9 protein-coding genes are annotated in these 21164 nt (G+C 50.1%); 4 read left to right on the forward strand and 5 right to left on the reverse strand.

All coding sequences use genetic code 11. From position 1 onward, the window contains the following. Positions 1 to 269: 269 nt before the first annotated feature. Together KQI64_RS04790 and KQI64_RS04795 are read left to right on the forward strand one after the other, a co-directional pair. Positions 270 to 500 carry a helix-turn-helix domain-containing protein gene (locus KQI64_RS04790; protein ID WP_216523594.1) on the forward strand — a complete coding sequence of 77 codons (231 nt, stop codon included), beginning with the start codon at positions 270 to 272 and terminating at the stop codon, positions 498 to 500. Then, the gene (locus tag KQI64_RS04795) at positions 476 to 1765 is read left to right on the forward strand and encodes a tyrosine-type recombinase/integrase (RefSeq protein ID WP_216523595.1); all 1290 of its coding nucleotides are present in this window, start codon (positions 476 to 478) and stop codon (positions 1763 to 1765) included. Before KQI64_RS04790 ends, KQI64_RS04795 begins: the two co-directional genes overlap by 25 nt. A 169-nt stretch (positions 1766 to 1934) precedes the next feature. On the opposite strand, the gene KQI64_RS04800 is transcribed toward KQI64_RS04795, so the two are convergent. From KQI64_RS04800 to KQI64_RS04820, 5 genes are read right to left on the reverse strand one after another with little or no spacing between them, the layout of a single operon-like run. Further along, on the reverse strand, positions 1935 to 4148 hold the full coding sequence (locus KQI64_RS04800) for an ATP-binding SpoIIE family protein phosphatase (RefSeq protein WP_216523596.1): 2214 nt from the start codon (positions 4146 to 4148) through the stop codon (positions 1935 to 1937). Between the two features lie 53 nt (positions 4149 to 4201). Continuing rightward, positions 4202 to 4498, reverse strand: a complete 297-nt coding sequence (locus KQI64_RS04805) for an STAS domain-containing protein (RefSeq protein WP_216523597.1) — start codon at positions 4496 to 4498, stop codon at positions 4202 to 4204. A gap of 14 nt (positions 4499 to 4512) precedes the next feature. Beyond that, on the reverse strand, positions 4513 to 5265 hold the full coding sequence (locus KQI64_RS04810) for a triose-phosphate isomerase (RefSeq protein WP_216523598.1): 753 nt from the start codon (positions 5263 to 5265) through the stop codon (positions 4513 to 4515). Then, the gene (locus KQI64_RS04815; protein ID WP_216523599.1) at positions 5265 to 7019 is read right to left on the reverse strand and encodes an MATE family efflux transporter; all 1755 of its coding nucleotides are present in this window, start codon (positions 7017 to 7019) and stop codon (positions 5265 to 5267) included. Before KQI64_RS04815 ends, KQI64_RS04810 begins: the two co-directional genes overlap by 1 nt. Further along, positions 7016 to 15976 (reverse strand): non-ribosomal peptide synthetase, encoded by an 8961-nt coding sequence (locus tag KQI64_RS04820; protein WP_216523600.1) that lies wholly within the window; start codon positions 15974 to 15976, stop codon positions 7016 to 7018. Before KQI64_RS04820 ends, KQI64_RS04815 begins: the two co-directional genes overlap by 4 nt. 441 nt (positions 15977 to 16417) lie before the next feature. On the opposite strand from KQI64_RS04820, the gene KQI64_RS04825 reads away from it, so the two are divergent. Both KQI64_RS04825 and KQI64_RS04830 read left to right on the forward strand, forming a co-directional pair. Continuing rightward, on the forward strand, positions 16418 to 18112 hold the full coding sequence (locus KQI64_RS04825; RefSeq protein ID WP_216523601.1) for a hypothetical protein: 1695 nt from the start codon (positions 16418 to 16420) through the stop codon (positions 18110 to 18112). After that, entirely contained in the window at positions 18079 to 21066 is a 2988-nt protein-coding gene (locus KQI64_RS04830) for an Ig-like domain-containing protein (RefSeq protein ID WP_216523602.1), read from the forward strand. The genes KQI64_RS04825 and KQI64_RS04830 overlap by 34 nt, the downstream gene beginning before the upstream one ends. The last annotated feature ends 98 nt before the right edge of the window (positions 21067 to 21164 follow it).

The following is a 21164-nucleotide window of genomic DNA, read 5'->3' on the forward strand; positions in this document are numbered from 1 at the left end:
TTTTTGTAAAATTTGAAAATTTTTTTGGTGTGTTTTTTTTCCTTATAACACAAGGCTTTAGAGCACGCACTGTCGTACATTAGTTTGACTTAAGAGCATAAATATGATATAATATAGGTGAAAAAACATCGAAATAATATTTTTTTACAACAAGAATTGCACACGTTCTGCTAATTGATAATCTACTATCCTTTTTAAAACTCTTTCTATCACAATAACAGTCGACAGCGTTATTACGTTGTAAATCAATAACAGAAAGGGTGTGCAAAATGTCTGAAAGCACATGCAAAGAAAGCACATGTAAAGAAAGCACATGTAAAAACGAAAAACAAGAATTGAAATTCCTAACTGTTCGCGATGTAAGCAAGATTATGGGAATTTCTTTGCCTTTGGCACGACAGATTTTTGATAGACCTGAGTTTCCAAAGTTGCAGATTGGCAGAAGAATTCTTGTATGCGAAGAAGCCTTTCGCGCTTGGGCATCACAGCGCAGAGTATAACAATTAATCTATTGACAAATCAAAGCAAGCCATGCTATTATGGTTTTTGTCATAGATTGTATTGGCGCTTTGATGTCTTTAGTTCGAAAGGAGAGTTAGAATTGGCAACTAAAGACAATAAAAATTGTACAAGAAGCTACGGTAATGGATCTATATATCCCAAATCAAACGGCAAAGGCTTTATCGGTGAAGTTTTTGTTACGATAGACGGTCAAAAAAAACGCAAAAAAGTATCAGGCAAAAATAAGAGTATTGTTCGATCTAAAATCAAGGAGCTTCAAATTCAATCAGAAGCCGGATTGCTTGATACCAAGCCCGAAGAAAAGAGCGTTGTGTTTTATGATTTTGCGATTGATTTCATTGAGCGTCGTGCCAAGCTGAAAGGAATTGAAGAAACCTCCGAAAAAAGAGATATATACTCACTGAAAAAGATGGGTGATTTTGCCAATCTGTATATTCAGGACATGAACGAAGATAGAATCGAGCGGTTTTTTCTTGAAAACATTTCTATCAGTCAAAGCTATATCAGTAAGATTTTTCAGTTGATGAACAGGGTTTTCAATGAAGCAATCCGCAAGCAAATCATTTCTGAAAATCCCATGCGTTGGCTTGAAAAGCCCAAGAGCGCAAAGCCTACCAAAATCATCAGAGCCTTGACGGTTACAGAGGAACAGCGCTTGCTTGAAGTGCTGAAAACCGAGGATATTCTCTACGCGCCGCAAATGCTTCTCAGTCTGTTTACCGGTTGCAGAATGGGTGAGGTCAACGCGCTTGAAGTCCGCGATTTTGACGCCAAAAACAAGGTGCTTCGGATTCGCAAGACTGTTTCGGAAGATAACGGCGGTGTCACGATTCACTACCATACAAAAACATACCACAACCGCGATTTATCGCTGAGTGATGATGTGGCGGAATTTTTGTCGGCGTGTACCGGAGATAAAAAGGACGGATTTATATTTCTTTCCTCGGCAGGTACGATTGTTTCGACCAGTCAGGTCAACACCGAGTTCAAAAAGGTGCTTGAAAAGTACGATATTCTCGACAAGAGCCTTGACGGTGATGTGACCTGTCACAGCTGCCGTCATACATATGCAACTCGCTTCTTGGAAAGCGGTTCGGGTGTTAAGGTTTTGCAGTCGCTATTAGGTCATTCGGAAATCAAAATCACGCTGGGTGTGTATTGTGATGTGCAGGATTCTTTCAAGCAAGCACAATTAGATACCTCAAATAAATACCTTGAAAAAAATAATCTGAGCATTATGTGAGCAAACACTGCTCCTAAAATTGCTCCTAACAGTTCAAAAAGTCACTGTTTAAGCGAAAAATATGGTCATCCCGACCAACAAAGGACATTCGAAAGAGTGTCCTTTTTCTTTTAGAAAAGCAACGGCAAAGAGGATCGCCTGCCCTCTTTGCCGATTTTTTTAAAATGTATTATTGATGGATAGAGCGCTGGAGGCCTTTTCTCTTCTTAACTATTTTCAAAATATTTTGATCGTTTGAATACTCGTAAAGCACCTTATCGCTGTATCTTCTGATAAGAAAAATACCCAAACCGCCTTCCTCGCTGTCCTCAATATTTTCAAAATCAGGTTCGGGAGAATTCAGCGGATTAAACGGAATCCCGCCGTCCGTAAAGGTGATTTCCGCCTCGTCGCTTGTCGGATTGAACGAGAAAGCCGCTTTGATATATCCGTTGTCCTGATCAGGATAGCTGTAGTTGACAATGTTGGAGCAGACTTCATCCGCGATGGTACCCATTTGCGTGATACTGCTGAAGTCAAATCCCGAAGCATTCAGCATATCGTCAAGAAAAGTATAGATTTCATTGAGGTTTTCCGTTTTTGCTTCAACGGTGATTTCCCTGTACAGCCGGCTTCCGTTGAAAATAACGGATAGCATGGTAATGTCGTCTGTTTGGGTCGCGCCGTTTGAATAGCTTCTTAAATCCCTTTGAACCGCTTCACAGATTTCCCGCGCAGACTGCGGCTTTTGAGCGTTTAGCGCAAGGCGCAGTCTGTCCTCGCCGTACAACTCGTCAGCGGGATCAACTGCTTCTGTCACACCGTCGGTATAGAGATACAGCACGTCGCCTTTGCTGAGCTTGAGCTCTCTGCGGCTAAACGGAATACTTTCCTCTGCCGCGACCACAAAATCAGCCTTTTCACTCAAATATTCAAAGGTTCCGCCGGCGCGGCGTATCAGCGGCTTGCAGTGACCCGCGTTGATGTAGGACAGGATACCCTTTTCCGTGTCGAGAATACCGAACCAAAGCGTGACGAACATATCCGCCTCGTTGTCCTCGCAAAGCGCGTTGTTGGCAATGAAAATGATCTCGTCAACACTTCGGTTCGCCTGAGCGAGAGATTTTATCATGGTTTTAGCCTTCATCATAAACATGGCGGCAGGGATTCCTTTGTCTGAAACATCGGCAACGAGAAAAACAAAGTGCGTGCTGTCCGTGAAAAAGAAATCGTAGAAGTCTCCGCCGACTACCTTTGCGGGAGTCATTGAGGCGAAAATGTCGACGTCGTGTCTGTTCGGAAATGGCGGAAATACGTTCGGAAGAGCAGAGGTCTGGATCGCGTGGGCAAGCTCAAGCTCCTTGTTAAACCGTTCGGATTCCCTTTCGATATATCCCTTCAATGACGATACGGTGGTGTTGATACCGTCCGAGAGCTGCCTGAACTCCAGATTATCCTTCACGTCGATTTTTACGTCGAGGTTGCCGCCGGTGATTTCGGAAAGTTCGCTGTTGATTTTGCCGATATTATCTACAATCAGCCGCTTTGCAAGGTTGTTGACACGCAGGAAAATAATGACCATCAGCAAAAGCATACAGAACATCGAAACTGAGATGATGATATAAATGCCCAGCATTATCTCGTTCTTTGAGATTATCGACACCGCGTAGTATCCGTCCGCCTGCTCGTAAATAGCACAGTATACCGTTCCCTCCAGCTCGGTCTCGATAAGTGTGTTCGCGGGAGCGGACGAAAGCAGCTTTTCCATGTCCTGCTGTGTAAACCGAATATCTTTGTTTTCACGCAGCTTCTCGGGAGGACTGATAATTGATCCGTCCTCATGAATGATCAGGTCGCAGCCGTCCTTTCCAACGGTTTTAAAGCTGCAAATGCTTTCCATTATTCCGTCAGTCTGCTGATAATACGAAGGCGGGTCAAAGATAACCGTCATTACTACTCCGTTACCCAGAGAAACGGCGACATACTTCTTCCAGTTTCCGGATTGAAAATCCTCCGGCGGGATATCCGAGATGCGGCAGCTGCCCAACTGCGTATCCGAAAGCTCTCTGTGGTACTCGCTCAGGACAGAATCCTCAAAAACGCCGGTATCGACCTTGCTTTTGTCATCAGACATGATAACAATGCCGTTTTCATCGATAACATACCAAGCCGGAGACCCCCAATATTCCAGGATGGAGGTAATATATTCTTCATCGGGCAATTTCGATTCATATACGAACATACTCTTCACAGCGTCAAATATGAAATCGGAATCATATACTACTTCTTCGTTGATCTCCGAAAGCTGAGGCGACAGAATATCAAAAACCAAACGGTTCTTCAAAAACGGCGTTATCAGTGCGATAAAAATCATTGAAAACAGCATGATCAGCACCGTGACCATAAGCAGTTTTCTCCGGAAGACCTTCGGCAGTCTTTTTTCTTTTTTAGCGCTTTTCATATGAGATTAAGGAACGATGAAAAGCTTGTCGATTCAAAAATATCAAGCACGGTTCCGTTTGCATGGCTGATAAGCATTGTTTTTTTGCCCTTGACGCGCTTGTGGTTTGAGTGCAGGACGCGAAGTCCCGCCGAAGAAATGTACGCAAGCTTTTCAAGGTTGATTTCAACCGTGTCGTATTCCTCAAAGGCAGATTTCAGCTCCGCGTCGAGCTGAGGCGCGGTGACGGTGTCGAGCTTACCGTCCAAAAATAAGGTTAATTTGCCTGAGTCGCTCTGTTTTGTGATGTTCATAACGCTTCCTCCGTTTATCCTATCTTATTGATTAATCCGGCAAAATCCGCGGCAGAAATGTTTTTGCTGTCCCAGAATACGCCGTCGATGATGCCCTTGTCAAAATATTCCGCGAGCTTTTCCGCGCTCAGCATACCGCCGTAAAACAGCGGCATTTCAATCGGAAATCCCGGGAGCGCTTCCCTGACGGCGGTTTTAATGCTCTCTAGCATAGAGAGCGTGTATTTCTCGTCAGCGGACCGGCTTCCGTCGAACTCCCACAGCGGACGGTAGATCGTGCCGATGCGGTAGTGAGCCTCATAGGGGATTTTTTTATAGCCTGTTTTGATCTGACGCGCAATGACCTCGGGCGCGGTGTGATTTTCAGCCATTTCGCGGTTCTCGCCGACGCAGAGCATGGATTTGAAGCCCATGTTAAGAATCGTCTCGAGCCTGTCGCAGATCATTTCGTCGGTTTCGCCGAGCGCGTAACGCCTGTCGGCGAGTCCTGTGATCGCCATGTCCGCGCCGATTTCCTTAAGCTTTTCGGGGGTAAGCTCGTTTGATACGGGCGTCAGGCAAAAGCTCTGAGATGAAATCTTCACCAGCTTCCTCTCGGGAATCGCGGCGCAGACCGCCTCGAGTGAGAGCGCGGGTACAAAGGCGAAGAACATGATATCCTCCTCGCGCTCAAGATGCTTGGTGCGATCGCAAATCAGGTTGATATCATCGATGATCTGCGCCGTGGATTTTTCCTGTGTGAAGTTGTAGCAGTAAAACTTAAGCATTATTTCCTCCCAATCGTAATCAGCGTGTTGTTCAAGCCCAGCGCGCGGGTATAGCTTACCTTGTCCGCGAGGGTGTTGATGATTTTAAGATTTGAAAATTCCTCATCGGTGCTCACGACCGTTGACGAATCAAAGGTTTCGCCGTTATCTCTTACCGACAGAATCACCGCGCTGTCCGTGACGCGGCAGATCAGATCGATGCGCGGCTGCTTTTTGTCGCTGTTGAACCGGCGGATGTGCTCGACGCATTCCTCGGCGAGAACGCCGGCGTAATCAGCCGTCTGACCTGTAATACCGTTGTTGTTGCAAAAGCCGATGACCTTGTCGGCGATCTGCGAAGCCTGCTCCGCCTCGGGACGAAGACTTGCGTCAAACATCGCGCTGCACTCGGTCTGCCTTTCGTGCAGGAGAATACCGCTGTACTTATCATTTCTGACGCGGTAGACAATAAAGCAGATCAGGAAGGTTACCGCCGCGGTCAGCGCCTCCGAGATCACAAACGCCCAGCTTGTGCCGGTGATCCCGAAGCTTTTTGACAGGAAGTAGGCGATAGGAACAGTGAAAATCAATCCGCGCAGAAAAGTTGTGGTTACGGAAATCGCCTTTTGCTTTGTCGCCTGCAAATAGTTCATGGTAACGCAGCAGATGCCAATTCCCAACAGGCTGAGCGAGAAGATACGCACCGCGGGGATTCCCATTGCCACGCGCTGAGGACTTGTGACGGAGAACAACGAGAGCAGAAGGTTCGGGAACAGCAGTATTATCGCGATGATCACTGCGCAGGCGGCGCCGACAAAGATAAATGTTTTGCGCAGCACGATATCAATTCCCTTGTAATCACGTTCGCCGTAAAGCAGGCTGACGATGGGAGTCATCGTATCGCTTCCGCCAGACACAAACATCGAGATAAAGGTGACCGTGAAATTGCAAACCGAAAATACCGCCATACCGTCGGCGCCCGAGGTTTCCTGAACTATGCGGTTGAGCAAAAGAGCCTTGACGAAAAGCAGAATGGTGTTGACAACAGAAGCTATTCCGCCCGTGCTCAGCTCGCCCATGTACTTGAATTCTTCTGAGCTGATTTTAATGAACTTCAGCGTGCGCTTTTTGAAGAACACCAGATAATACAGCTCCATGATAAAACCTACCGCGTAGCCCGTGACGGTCGCGAGAGCCGCTCCCGAGGTGTCCATCTTGAAAATGCCCATGTAAACGAAATCCATCATCAGGTTGACGGCGTTTGATACCAGAAGAATGTTCGCGGATAATTTGGGCATACCGTCAACGCGGATGATAAAAACAAGATAAGGCACTACGATCATGAACACAGAACCGAAAATATTGAACAGCGCGTAGTGCTTGGCGTAATCATACAGCGCGCTGTCAATACAGAGCAGCGAGGTGATCGGATCGATCAGAAGGATTCCGGCTATCGTCACGATCACGGCGACCAGCACCGACGCCGCGAAGGACAGCGTGAACAGCGCGTTTGCCTTGCGGTTGTTGCGCTGCCCCTTGGCGATAGAGATGCTTATTGCTCCGCCGATTCCGAACAGGAAGAACAGCGCCTGCATAAAAAGCACGACAGGCTCGGCGAGATTGATCGCCGAAAAGGCGTTGTCGCCGACGAGCGCCGAAACGACGATTCCGTCAACAAACGAGGCGAGCAATATCGACATTGAGCTGATTATGGTGGGGAAGAGGTACTCGTTGAATTTTTTTCCGAGCAGCGCAGGGGTTCTTTGAAGCGTCATATTTCATCGCCCTCCGTTTCAAAGAATCCAAGTCCCTCAAGCGCGCTCAAAAAGCTGTTCATGTAATCCCGCGAGGTCATCGACCAGCTGAAGCCCAAACGGTAGAGCACCTGTGTGGTATACTCGTTCTCGGTGGAGATCATTTCAACCTTTTTGGAGCTGTCCATGTTTTCGTAGGCGAGCAACGTGGTCAGCTTAGCCGCCTTCTGCGGGTCGTTCTGCGCCTTAATGAGCATTTCCGCAAACTCTTTATCCTCCGCGAGCTTTATATTCATGCCCATGCTCCGCATTTGAAGAATGATGTCTCCCAGCGGCACATAATGGTTGTTGTAGGGATGGAAAATACAGCAGTCGTCGGGCGTCGCGCAAAGCCGCACGATCGCCTCGGCGGTCTCGTCGATAGGCGCCATCTCAACAGGATAGTTCATGAAGCTGTACGGGTAAGCGCCGATCACGAGATAAGCTCTCAGTCTGCCCATAAAGCCGTTGGAAACGAAGTTGACCTGGAACTCGCCGTCGCTGTCACGCGCGGCAAGATTTCCGACGCGCATGATTTTGCCCTTGAGACCGCCGCGGATAGCCTCGAGCACATAACGCTCCGCGAGGAATTTGCTGTGTACATACTGATTGTCTATCACCTGACCGAAATAGAGCTTCTGCTCGTTCAGCTTGAGTTCGCGCGGAGGATAGTTGTTTACTCTGTCGCCCGCCACACTGCCGGTGGAGATTTGTACGATCATGCTGTTGTGTTCTTTGCAGAAGTCGATCAGGTTTTTGACGCCGCCCGCGTTGACGCGCTCGATGTCGTCGGTTTCGGAGAAGTGCTTTACAAGAGCGGCACAGTTGATAACAGTGTCAACCTGTTTGCCGTCGAGCTGAGCGAACCATTTTTTGTCGGTAATGCTGCCCTCGACGATCGTGATTCTGTTTTCAAAGTACCAGTCAAAGTCGTCCTCAAAGTAGTAGTAAAGCTGTCCTCTGAGACGTTTTTCGGCGCTTGCGCGCTTGGAGCTTCTAAGCAGACAGTAAACGTGGCCGCTGTAGTTGTCGAGGAAATATTTGAGTATATGAATGCCCAAAAATCCCGAAGCGCCCGTGAGCAGAAGATTGCCCACGCGGTTCTTTTGTCCTTTGAGTGATCCGAGATTATTGGCGCGGAGAACAGGTTCAAATACAGTATAGTCGTAATCCGCCAGACCGTCTGAAAACTCTCCCTTGTCAGAGAACTTCGCCGCGATTTTGCGCGGAGTCTTGAGGGCGAAAATATCGCCGTATGAGACCTCAAGACCCTGCTCGTTTGCTTCGACAAGCACGCTCGTAACCGTCAGCGAGGTGCCGCCCAGATCAAAGAAGCTTCTGTCCGCGCTGACCTTGTCGAGCGAGAGCACGTTTTGGAAGATTTCGCAGAGGATTTTTTCCTCGAGGGTAACAGGCTCGCTGTACTCCGCTTCAAAGCTGAGAGTCGGCTGCGGCAGCGCCTTAACGTCGGTTTTGCCGTTTGGAGTCTGCGGCATATTATCCAGCCGCATGATCGCCGAAGGCACCATATATGCTGTCAGGCGTTTTGAGATATGCTCACGCACAAGCTCCTCGGTGACGGAGCTGTCGGCGCTGTAGTAGGCGCAGAGATTGTCGACTCCGCTTATCGGGCGGATCATCGCGACAGCCTGATTCACTCCCTCGCAGGAGAGTATCGCGCGTTCGACCTCGCCGAGCTCGATGCGCAGACCTCTGAGCTTGACCTGATTGTCGCACCTGCCCAGGATGACAACGTCGCCGTCGTCAGTCCAGCGCGCGTAGTCGCCGGTTCTGTAAATTCTTTCGCCGTTGTAGAGCTTGAAGCTCTTTTCGGTCAGCTCGGGATTGTTGAGATAGCCGTCGGCAACGCCCGCGCCGCCGACATACAGCTCGCCTACAATACCGGCGGGCAGCGGATTTCCGTCCGCGTCAACGATATACTCCCTGACATTCAGCAGCGGTCTGCCTACGCAGACGTCATCGGCGTGTGTAAGCTCCTTGGCGTTGCAGGAAACGGTGATTTCCGTCGGGCCGTAGGTGTTGAAGATACGCGCCTTTGTGGTTTTTTTCAGGTTCTCAAGCAGCTTCGGCGAATACTTTTCGCCGCCGCACATAATTATTCTGCACTTCGAGAGCACCGCCTTGAACGCGTCGAGCAGCATATACTGCTCAATGCGCGACGGAGTCGCGTTGATGACGTCGCCGCCCGTGCGCTCAAACAGCGCGCAGAGCTTCATAGGATCCTTGGTTTCGTCCTCGTCGGCGAGCACGAGCGTCAGACCGTTGCACAGCGACGCGGCGGTCTCCTTGAGCGACATATCAAAGGACACTGTGGTGACCGAAACATAGACGTTTCCTTCGTTTTTCAGCGCGTAGATATGCGTGTTTTCCGGGAACGGAGTGAGGTAATTCGCGATGCCCGAGTGTCTGATGACAACTCCCTTAGGTCTGCCCGTGGAGCCTGAGGTGTAGATAAGATACGCGGTATCCTCGGGGCTGATATCGACTTGAGGCTTCTCTGTATTGCCGCTTGTCAGCAGATCTTCGATATCCAGCTCATTGTCAAAGCCTCGTTTTTTATCTGTGAGAATGTACTTTGCTTCGCTGTTCTCAAGAATGTATTTTATTCTGTCGTCGGGATATTCAGGGTCGCAGGGGATATACGCCGCACCTGTTTTGAGAACGGCATACATCGCGATGATCTGACGGCTCGTGCGCGGGAGCAGGAAGGCTACTCTGTCGCCTTTTTGCACGCCCTTTTCTATCAGAGCGTTTGCAAGACGGTTGCACTCCTTATCGAGCTCAGAGTAGGTAAAGCTGCCGTCGCAGGCAACAAGAGCCGTCCTGTCGGGATAAGCCGCCGCCTGCTCCTCAAACAGAGCGTGGTAGAGCTTTATGCCGATCTCGCGTTCCTCAACGTGAGAAAAGCCGCTCAGCTTTTCTCTGTCCTTATCGGAGAGCATACTCAGCGCGCAGAGCTTCTGAGAGCCGTCGGAAATGATCGACTCGGCGGTACGCGCGATCGAAGCGGAGATGATTTTTGCGAGCTTTTCGCTGTAGAGCGCGGAATTATACTGAACGTTTACCGCTATTCTGCCTTCGCCGCCGTCCTCGATATGAACGGACAGGCTGAATTTGGGCAGAGGATTGATAATGACGTTTTCAATTATCGTTTCATTTTCCAGAACGGCGGTCTCGTTGACTCCGAGCTGACAGGCGTAGTTGATTTTTGAAACAAAGCCGTACTGGTCAAACAGCTTTATGAAGGGATATGCGCTGTTCTTCTGAGCCGCGCGCATTGCTGCCGCTGAGTCGGAAACAAATTCAAGCGCGGTTCTTTCTGTGTCAATAAACGCGTGCAGAGGCAGGCTCTTGACGAACATTCCGAGCGAATCTATGTAACGGATATCCTCTCTGCCGCCCGAAATCATCGAGATATAAACCTTGCGGTCAGCGGTGCAGCGGCTGACGGCGTATTCGGTTGCCGCAAGGAACAGCGCCGCAGGCGTGAGAGAGTTTTCGCGGCAGAACGAGTCCGCAGCGGTCTTGTCGACATATGTCACCGCCTCGCGCAGATCGCCTTCCTCGGCGTTCCGGTTGAGGTCAGCGGAAATATCGGACGCGTTCTCGAAGTCGGCAAAAAGCTCCTTGTAATACTCGAGCGCCTGTTTGCCATTTTCGCTTTGTTCAAGCTCAGCTTCCCCGGCGATATAGTTGTAATACGAGGTGTCGGTTTCGGGTTCGGTGCCGTTTGTGTAGATATCGGCGAGCCGCTTGATAAACGCGGAGAGCGAGAGTCCGTCAAAGATGATATGGTGCGCGTCAAAGAGAAGCAGAACGTTCTTTTCAGTGCTGATTATCTCGCAGCGGAACAGAGGACCGCGTGAGAGGTTAAAGGGTCGTACAAACTCAGCTTCCTCGTCGGCGACGTCCTTTGAGTTCATGGTGAGGACGGGAATGTCACAGACAAAGTCGTCCATCTGACGCTGAATGATTTCCTTGCCCTCAAGCGCGATGACCGAGGTGAGAACGGGATTTGTGCCGATAAGCTTTTCAAGCGCGGATTTGAGTCTGTCGACGTCAGTCCTCTTGGAAAGCGTGTATTTCATCGGAATGTTGTATATGAGCGCGTCGGGGCGTTTTACGCTGTCGTAGTAAACGCCGAGCTGCTCCGCGCAGAGCGGAATGTTGTCGGTCGGCGCATCGGAGTTCTGGGCTGTATCTACGGCTTTGCCGCTCCACATCTCCTCGAGGATCATGTTTTCGACAGTCAGCAGCGAGCAGTCGTCGTCCATCAGCTCGGTAACGCCCGCCTTTACGCCGAAGTTTTCGTACAGCTTTGCGGAGAACATGATCGTAGTCAGCGAGGTGAGTCCGAGGAAAACAAGGCTGTCGGTAATATTTTTGCTCTCGAAGCCCGTGATCTCGCTCACCATGGCGCACAGACGCTCCTCAAGCACATTGAGCGCCTTGCCGCCCTGATTTTCATCTCCGCTCTGGATCGAAGGCTCGGGAAGCTTGCGCTTGTCGACCTTGCCGTTGGGGTTGAGCGGAATCTTGTCTATCTGCATCGTGACGGACGGAACCATATATTTCGGCAGCTCGTCCGCAATAAAGCCGTTCAGCGTCGGAACGTCAACCGCCGCGTCGGAAACCACATAGGCAACTACCGCCTTGCCTCCGCCGGGCAGGTCCTTGGCGATGACCGCAGCGTCCTTTATTCCTTCAAACTCGCGGATACGGCGCTCGATCTCGGTCAGCTCAATGCGGAAGCCGCGGATCTTGACCTGCTCGTCGCGTCTGCCCACAAACTGAACGTTTCCGTCGGGCAGATAGCGGCATACGTCGCCCGTGAGGTACATTCTCTCATAGCCCTCTATGTCAAAGAAGGGATTCGGAATGAATTTCTCGGCGGTCAGATCTTCTCGGTTGAGGTAGCCTCTGGTCACGGGATAGCCCGAGATGACAAGCTCTCCGACCGCGCCCGAGGGCAGCAGGCGGTTGTACTTGTCGACAATATAAATATCGCAGTTGCCGAAGGATTTTCCGATCGGCACCGAGGTGTATTCCTTGTCAAGCACGTAGTCGGTAACGTAGATCGTACATTCCGTGGGACCGTAGGTGTTGGCAAACGTGAAATGCGGCGGCGGACACGGAACGAGCTTTTCTCCGCCGACCGTGAACACCTTCATATACGGGCTGTCGGGGTAAGCGGTGATATACTGCCTGCCGAGCTGTGTAGTGCAGTCCATCATCGTGATCTTGTTTCCGATAACAAACTCGTTCAGTCCGACCAGATCAAGCCTTGTTTCCTCGGGAACGATATATACCGACGCGCCTGCCGTGAGCGCGGGATAGAGATCCTGCATCGACGCGTCAAAGCCGAACGCTCCGTAGGCGGCAAAGTGATCTTTTTCGGAAATGTCGAACCGCTCGCAGAAGGCAAGGCAGAAGTTGACGAGATTGCGGTGCTCGAGCATGCAGCCCTTAGGCTTGCCCGTCGAACCCGAGGTGTATATCAGCGCAAACAGCGAGTCGGCATTCGGAGCGGTCAGCGCGGTATCAAAGTCGTCGGGAAGGTTATAAATCTCATTGGCGGAAATAATCACGCCGTTCCAGCCGTCTATTATTGGAGCAAGCTCGTCGTCGGCGATGACAACCGGAGCCTTTGAGTCCTCAAGCATATACATAAGCCTGTCCTGAGGATAGTTGCTGTCGAGCGGCTGACATCCGCCGCCTGCCTTGAGAACGGCGAGAGTGCAGATGGGGAATAGCTCGCAGCGCTTTACCATGATTCCTACGGGTACTTCATGGGTCACGCCTTTTTTTGCGAGCAGCTTCGCGAGATTCTCGGAATAGCGGTCAAGCTCTGCGTAGGTCAGGGTTTTGTCCTTGAAGCCTATTGCGATGTTGTCTGGGTGCAGCTGCACCTGTCTGCGGAACAGATCAACGAGAGTAAGCGTCCGGTCAAACTCAAGACGGTTGTCGTTTGCCGCGCGGTAGAATTCGAGTTCTCTCTCCTTACAGAAGGTGATCTGACTGAGCGAATCGCACCCGAGCAGGCCTTCGATGATGTTTATATAAAGATGAGCAAAATTCTCAATAGTTTCTTTCAGGTACAAATCGGCGCGGTATTCAAATGAAAGCGTGTAGTCGTTCTCTCTTTTGAGCACGTCGAGGGATAGCTTCGACATCGCGTCGCCCGATTTGTGAATGTGATAAGGGATAAAGCTGCCGTTTATAGTCACGCCGTTGAGCATTTCTCCCTGATACACAAAGATGATATCGGAGTTGACCTCATACTCATTGGCAAGCTGCACGATAGATACGATATCGTGATTCAGGCTGTCAAACAGCAGCTCCTGAACCTTGGCAAGATACGCGGCAACCTGCGCGTTTTCGTCGATATTCACGCACAGGGGCAGGGTGTGAACCAGCATACCGTAGGTGTTTTGAAGCTCGGGGATATGTCTTCCGTTTTCAACGGTGCAGAACAGCGACTGCTCCTGACCGCCCTGCTTTGCGAGAGCGTAGGCAAAGGCGCCGAGGAAGAGTGTGTTCTCGGTGATTTTCAGCTTTTTGCAGCTCTCGGCAACGGAGGACGCGGACAGATAATCGCCGAGATTTAGAGTAAAGTGCGCGCCGGTGATCTCGGGCGGATCGTCGATCTGATCGGGGATAATATTCGAGTCGGTCTCAACGCCCGCGAGCATTTTGTCGTAAAATTCTCTGCATTCCTCAAAGCGCTTGCTCTGCTTGAGCTTCTGCTCGTAGGAGCTGAGCATGAAGCCGTTTACTTCCTCGCGGTCAGGCTCCTCTCCCATATAAATCTTCGCGAGATTGTGAGTGAATACGGAGGTGGAGGTTCCGTCGGTGATAAGGTGATGAACGTCGTTGAAGAAATACAGTCCGTCGGGGGTAATAAAAATCTTGAAGCGGAAAAGCGGCCCGTGCTCAAAGTCAAAGGGCTTTACAAAGGAGCGGCACAGCTTGTCCGCGTCGGTTTCGCCGGTGGATTCGATGTCGACCCTGACTTCCATATCCTTGACGGGTACAACGCACGGAACGCCGTCTATGACCTTCGCGCACACCTTCATAAACGGATAGAGCGCGGCGGTTTGTTTTACGGCTTTCGCGAGGCGCTCCGCGTCCACACCGAGAGAATCCGGGAAAAACATCGAGGCGGGGTTGTTGTATTCAAGGCTCTGCGGCTCCTGAATGTTCGCGAGATAGATTCCGAGCTGGGCGTCAGTCATGGGATAGGCGGACTTTTCCTCATACTCAAAGGAAATCTGCTCGCCGTCGCCGACGCTCGCGGCAATCGCCTTCGGTGTTCTCAGCGAGAAAATCTGAGCGGACGACAGCTTGAAAGCTTCAAGCTCCTCCTGCAGCATGACGACCTTGATAGAATCGCCGCCGAGCGAGAAGAAATCGTCGTTAATGCCGACCCTTTCGAGCTTCAGAAGCTTTTCAAAGGCGGCGCAGACCTGTTTTTCGCCCTCGGTGACGGGAGCCTCGTACTCGCTGCGGAACTCTGACGCGTCCGGCTCCTTGAGCGCCTTCCGGTCAAGCTTTCCGTTCGGAGTGAGCGGAAATTCGTCTATCTGAACCAAGAAGCGCGGAACCATATACGGAGGGAATTTTTTCAGCAGCCTCCTGCGGATATCGGCGTCGGAAATCTTGCTGTCGGAAGTAAAGTAGCCGCAGATATATGTCTGACCGTTATCGTCGGTGAACGCCTTTACAACGGCAGTTTTTATGCCCTTTATCTTGCCGAGCTGAACCTCGACCTCGCCCATCTCAACGCGCTGACCGTTGATTTTTACCATCCAGTCCTTGCGGTTGACGTAAACAATGCTGCCGTCGGGCAGACGCTTGCAGATATCGCGCGTATGAAGCAGCCGCTTGTCGGTTTCGTCCGTTGAATAGGGATTCTCGGTAAAGACCTCGGCGGTCAGCTCGGGCAGATTGATATAGCCGCGCGCCATTGTGCCAGCAATGCACAGCTCGCCTTCTTCGCCGTCGGGAACAATTCTGCCCTCGTCGTCGAGCAGCAGCGCCTTAAAGCCGCTCAGAGGTCTGCCGATAGGAGTGTTGTCATAAGCCTTGTCAAGCTCGAAGGTCATCGCGATGCTCAGCAGCTCGCTGAGTCCGTAGGCGTTTTTGATGCGCGCATAAGGGCTGTAGATTCCGCTGATACGTTCGCCGCCCGAATTGATTAGCTTGAGCGTGCTTTCCCTTACGGGAAGCTGCTTGAGCATTTGCGGACTGATGACCGAGGCAGTGATGCCGTGTGTGTCGATATATTTGTCAATAAACAGAATATCCTTGCGCTGTTCCTCGGTGAGAATATGTATCTCCGCGCCTGCCCAGAGCGAGGTGAGAATATCATGGGACGAGATCGCGAAGTTGAAGGGCGTTACGCTGAGCTCAATATCGTCAGCCGTTGCGCCTACCTCAAGCTGCCTGACGATCGCGTTTGTAAACGACCAGTGATCGTGGATAATGCCCTTTGGATTTCCCGTAGAGCCCGAGGTGTAAATAGCGATCGCGGCGTCCTCCATGTGGATCTCGGGGAATTCCGAGAGGATTTTTTCATCTTCGATATTCTCCAGAAAGCCGTTGTCGATCGCAAAATCAGCGCCGCTGTCCCTGATGATAAAAGCGACTCTGTCCTTGGGATATTCCGTGGAAAGCGGAGAATAAGCCGCTCCCGCGCGAAGGATACCGATGATCGAGGCTATGTAGATGGAACTGCGCTCCAGAACGATAGGATAGATCTTTTCCTTTTTCGCTCCTCTGCGCAGCAGGCGCGAGGCGATTTTCGCGCTCAGCTGTTCAAGCTGTGAGTAGGTCATTTTTTCTTCATTACAAACAAGAGCGGTTTTCTGAGGATTTGACGCCGCTGTCTGCAAAAAGCGTTCAACAAAATTCTGCATAAAATCTCCTGCCATAATTATTTTTCCCCTTGTTTCATATTATTGTTTCTTGCTTTGCCGGAGTAATATTAACATTTTTATTTTATCATACCGTTGATAATTGTTCAATATTTATAGAACAAAAAATAGCGAGACATTATTGTTTTTCTATACACTAATGTATCAATATAAAAAAACGATCTTCGAAGACAGTGAATGTCTGATTGCCTATGATACTGTTGTGATGCGTTAAGGCTGTAAAAGTGGGCTTCTCCGGCAGCCTTAGAGTCACGGAATTCAGCGGGAATATGTCAAAAGGGATATATGCGCCGTTTTGTGTGTGTTTCGAACCCGGGTCTTGTTGAATAGTGACAAAATGTCAATGGAAATTTTGTGACGCGAATTCAGTGAATATGTGCTTTAATTATAAAAAAAGTTGATAATTTTTTAAGGAGGATGTTTATGTTAAAGAAAAGCTTATCGATCATCATAGTCTTGTGCATGATTCTGGGCTGTTTTTCGGTGACGGGCACAGCGTTCGCCGCGGAAGCTGACTATCAGCTGACAGGCGACGACGGCTACACCGAGATCAGTACCGTCGAGGACTTGTACACGATCAACACTAATCTCTCCGGCAGCTACAGGCTGATGAACGACATCGACCTTAGCGAAGCGACAGCCGAGGGCGGCGAGTGGGACTATTCAGGCAACGGCTGGGAGCCGATCGGCAGCAATGGAATTTACGGAAAAACCGCGTTCAATGGAACCTTTGACGGCAACGGCTATGAAATCAAGGGTCTGCGGATCAACATGAAGAGCAAACCCAGCGGAACAGGAGATATTTATCTCGGTCTGTTTGCCAGCAATAGCGGTACAATCAAAAACCTGACGGTATCGGGCAGCGTCAGCGCAGGCTCAAATATCTATGTTTATTACGCGGGCGCTATCGCGGGATATAACTACGGAGCGATAGAAGGCTGCTGCAACAAAGCTGAGATCACGATTCCCTATGGTACTTACGCAAGCGGAATAGCGGGATACACTTATAGCGGAGGAAAAGTCACACAATGTTATAATACAGGCAGTATTTCAGCGACTAGAAAAAGTTCGAATGGCGTTTATGCTTCCGGTATTACTCATTGTGCTAACGGAACCGTAAGTGACTGCTATAACACAGGAAACATTACGGCAAGCAATACGTACAATGCCGCCTACGCGTCCAGTGCCGGAATCAGCGCCTGCTCAGGCAGCGGAAGCATAAATAATTGTTACAATACCGGAACCGCGGCGAAGGCGATTTCTTATACATCGGTAACGAACTGCTACTTCCTCAGCGGCAGCGGCGCGGATATAACGGGCGCTAAACTACTGAACGATAGCCAGATGAAGAAGCTTGAACTGTTCAAGGGTTTTGATACAGCGAACACCTGGTTTATTGATGAAAATGCCGAGTATAAGTATCCGCAGCTGAGAAACAATAAGCAAACGAAGGATTCCGAACCCGGCGAAGGATATGCGCCGACGATGAATGACGGCGTATATGAAATCAGAACCGTCAGGGATCTGAGCTATGTCAACACTAATCTCTCCGGCAGCTACAGGCTGATGAACGACATCAACCTAAGCGAAGCGACAGCCGAGGGCGGCGAGTGGGACTATTTAGGCAACGGCTGGGAGCCGATCGGCAGCAACGGAATTTACGGAAAAACCGCGTTCAATGGAACCTTTGACGGCAACGGCTATGAAATCAAGGGTCTGCGGATCAACATGAAGAGCAAACCCAGCGGAACAGGAGATATTTATCTCGGTCTGTTTGCCAGCAATAGCGGTACAATCAAAAACCTGACGGTATCGGGCAGCGTCAGCGCAGGCTCAAATATCTATGTTTATTACGCGGGCGCTATCGCGGGATATAACTACGGAGCGATAGAAGGCTGCTGCAACAAAGCTGAGATCACGATTCCCTATGGTACTTACGCAAGCGGAATAGCGGGATACACTTATAGCGGAGGAAAAGTCACACAATGCTATAATACAGGGAATATTTCGGTAGAATGCAGCAGAGACTCATATGTAAATTTTTCCGGTATCACCTATATCTATGGCTTGCCGGCTTGTGCGATATGGACGGCACGGATTTCAGCAGAGAGACCCTGACAGAGGACGAGCTGAAAACTGCCGACGCCAACGGAGACAATACCGTTACGATCAGCGACGTTACCGAGATCCAGCGCTATCTTGCCGAGCTTCCGGCTAACGTCAGAATAGGACACATTATTTCCACAAAGATAAAGACAATAAGCTTTGCGGAACAGACAATGACAATTACTCTCGGCGAGTCTGTATCGCCGGCAGTCGTGATATTCCCGGCATACGCTGAGAACACCGTACTTCAGTGGTCAAGCACGAATAACTCTGTAGCTGCCGTCGACCAGAAGGGCGTGATCACAGCGCTGAGCAAGGGTACAGCGACGATTTACGCCAAGGCGACAGACGGCACCGGCGTACAGGGCTTCTGCACTGTTAAGGTTGAAGGAATCAAGGTTTCGTCAATCAAGCTTTCCGAAACATCGATGACAATATCGGCGGGAGAGTCGCAGACGCTCACGGCAGAAGTATTACCGACAGACGCTGAAAACATGGCGATCGAGTGGTCTAGCTCAAATACCGCTGTGGCTTCTGTTGACCAGAACGGCAAGGTGACCGCGGTCAGCAAGGGTACCGCGACGATCTACGCCAAGGCTAAGGACGGTTCGGGCGTACAGGGATACTGCGCGGTGAATGTTGAAGGCGCAAAGGTATCCTCGATCACGCTCTCATCAACATCTCTCGGCTTAAAGGTCGGAGATTCTCAGACGCTCACGGCAAACGTATTGCCCGCAAACGCCGAAAACAAGTCGGTCGAGTGGTCAAGCTCTGATTCCTCTGTAGCTTCCGTCGCTCAAAACGGAAAGGTAACTGCGGTAGGCAAGGGTACAGCGACGATTTACGCCAAGGCTAAGGATGGCACGGGCGTACAGGCAAAGTGCACGGTAACAGTCGAAGCGGTAAAGGTATCATCGATCAAGCTTTCCTCTGATACTCTCGGTTTAACAGTCGGAGAGTCCCAGACTCTGACGGCAACCGTTTCTCCGTCGAACGCCGAAAACAAGTCGGTCGAATGGTCAAGCTCAGATACCGCTGTCGCTACCGTTGACCAGAACGGCAAGGTTAAGGCGGTCGCCAAAGGTACGGCGACGGTTTATGCAAAGGCGAAGGACGGTTCAGGCGCACAGGCAAGCTGCGCGGTAACTGTTACGGGAATCAAGGTATCGTCAATCAAGCTTTCCTCGACGTCAATCAGCCTGAATAAGGGACAGACAAAGACGCTGACGGCAACGGTATCGCCATCGAATGCCGATAACAAGACTATTGAATGGTCCAGCTCAAACACCGCAGCAGCGACTGTTGACCAGAACGGCAAGGTTACCGCGACAGGCGCAGGCACAGCGACGATTTACGCAAAGGCTAAGGACGGCACGGGAGTGCAGGCAAGCTCTACGGTAACGGTTACCGTAATCAAGGTGTCGTCGATCAGGCTTTCCCAGACCTCTCTGAGCTTAACAAAGGGACAGTCGCAGACTCTCACGGCAGCCGTATCTCCGTCGAATGCTTCCGATAGTTCGCTTCAGTGGTCAAGCTCAAACACCTCCGCCGCGACGGTAGACCAGAACGGCAAGGTCACCGCAGTCGGCGCGGGCACAGCGACGATTTACGCGAAGGCAAAGGACGGCTCGGGCGTACAGGCAAGCTGTACGGTTACGGTTTCGGGTATCAAGGTAACTTCAATCACACTCTCAAAAACTACCCTGAGTCTGACAAAGGGACAGTCGCAGACGCTGACGGCAACAATATCGCCTTCAAACTCGGATAACAAGTCAGTTGAATGGTCAAGCTCCAAAACGTCCGTCGCGACGGTAGACCAATACGGCAAGATCACCGCGGCGGGAGAAGGCACGGCGACGATTTACGCGAAGGCTAAGGACGGCTCGGGCGTACAGGCAAGCTGTACGGTAACGGTTACCGTAATCAAGGTATCGTCGATAAAGCTTTCCTCGACGTCTCTGAGCTTAACAACGGGACAGTCTCAGACGCTGACAGCAACCGTATCACCCACAAACGCGAGTGATAAGTCTGTTGCTTGGTCGAGTTCAAACACCGCCGCAGCGACGGTTGACCAGAACGGTAAGGTCACCGCAGCGAGCGCGGGTACGGCGACGATTTACGCGAAGGCAAAGGACGGCTCAGGCGTACAGGCAAGCTGTACGGTAACGGTAACTAAACCTGTCGAGCGCGTTTATCCCACATCAATCAAACTGAATAAGCAGGTATTGAATTTAAGCGAAGGCGGCAGCGCGTATCTGACAGCCACACTATCGCCGAGCAACGTTACCGAAAAGAATATTACGTGGTATTCAGAGGATCCGGATATAGCCTCTGTTGACAGCAAAACCGGATTGGTTACCGCAAACTGGCAGGGAAGTGTTTATATTACGGCAGAAACTGCCAACAGACTGACCGCGGAATGTCTTGTAACGGTTTCGTTTATGTCTGACGACGACGCGATGAAAATGATGTACCAGCAGGTTATCAGTGATATCAATAAAAATGCTTATCTTTATGATTCGGACGGAAATCCCTTTATAATGGGTCACACCACCGATAGTAAAAATAATGAATTGTTGTATTCGATCACAAGAAAGTCGGATAAGGTTCTGAATTTCTTCTTCGCCTATGACGCCAGCAGTTATCGGATTGTTTCAAATTTTGATACGGATTTCACAAACACTTTCAACATTAAACCTGAGTTTATGATGACGAACAAAACAACATCAAAATCAGAGCTGTATATGGCAAATGTTGACGCAAGAACTATCAAATATGACGGAACCGGTCAAGATACCAGTGTCAGATATTACAATCCTCTCACCGGAGCAACGGCATCAAGTGATTATTTAAAGGCATGCAACAGCGCTTTACAGATGTCTTTGTACTACTGGGATAGACTGCTTCTGCTGGAAGATAGTCATCACTTATCCGATATTGGATTTGAGTCTTATAGTGCTCCTTAATGATGATTCATACGGGTTGGGATACATAATTTAATCGTTGAAATTACCAAGAGCCGGGGATTTCCCCGGCTCTTGAACATATTGACCGTATATGCAAT

Source organism: Lachnoclostridium sp. MSJ-17, assembly GCF_018918205.1.
Lineage (GTDB): Bacteria > Bacillota > Clostridia > Oscillospirales > Acutalibacteraceae > Ruminococcoides.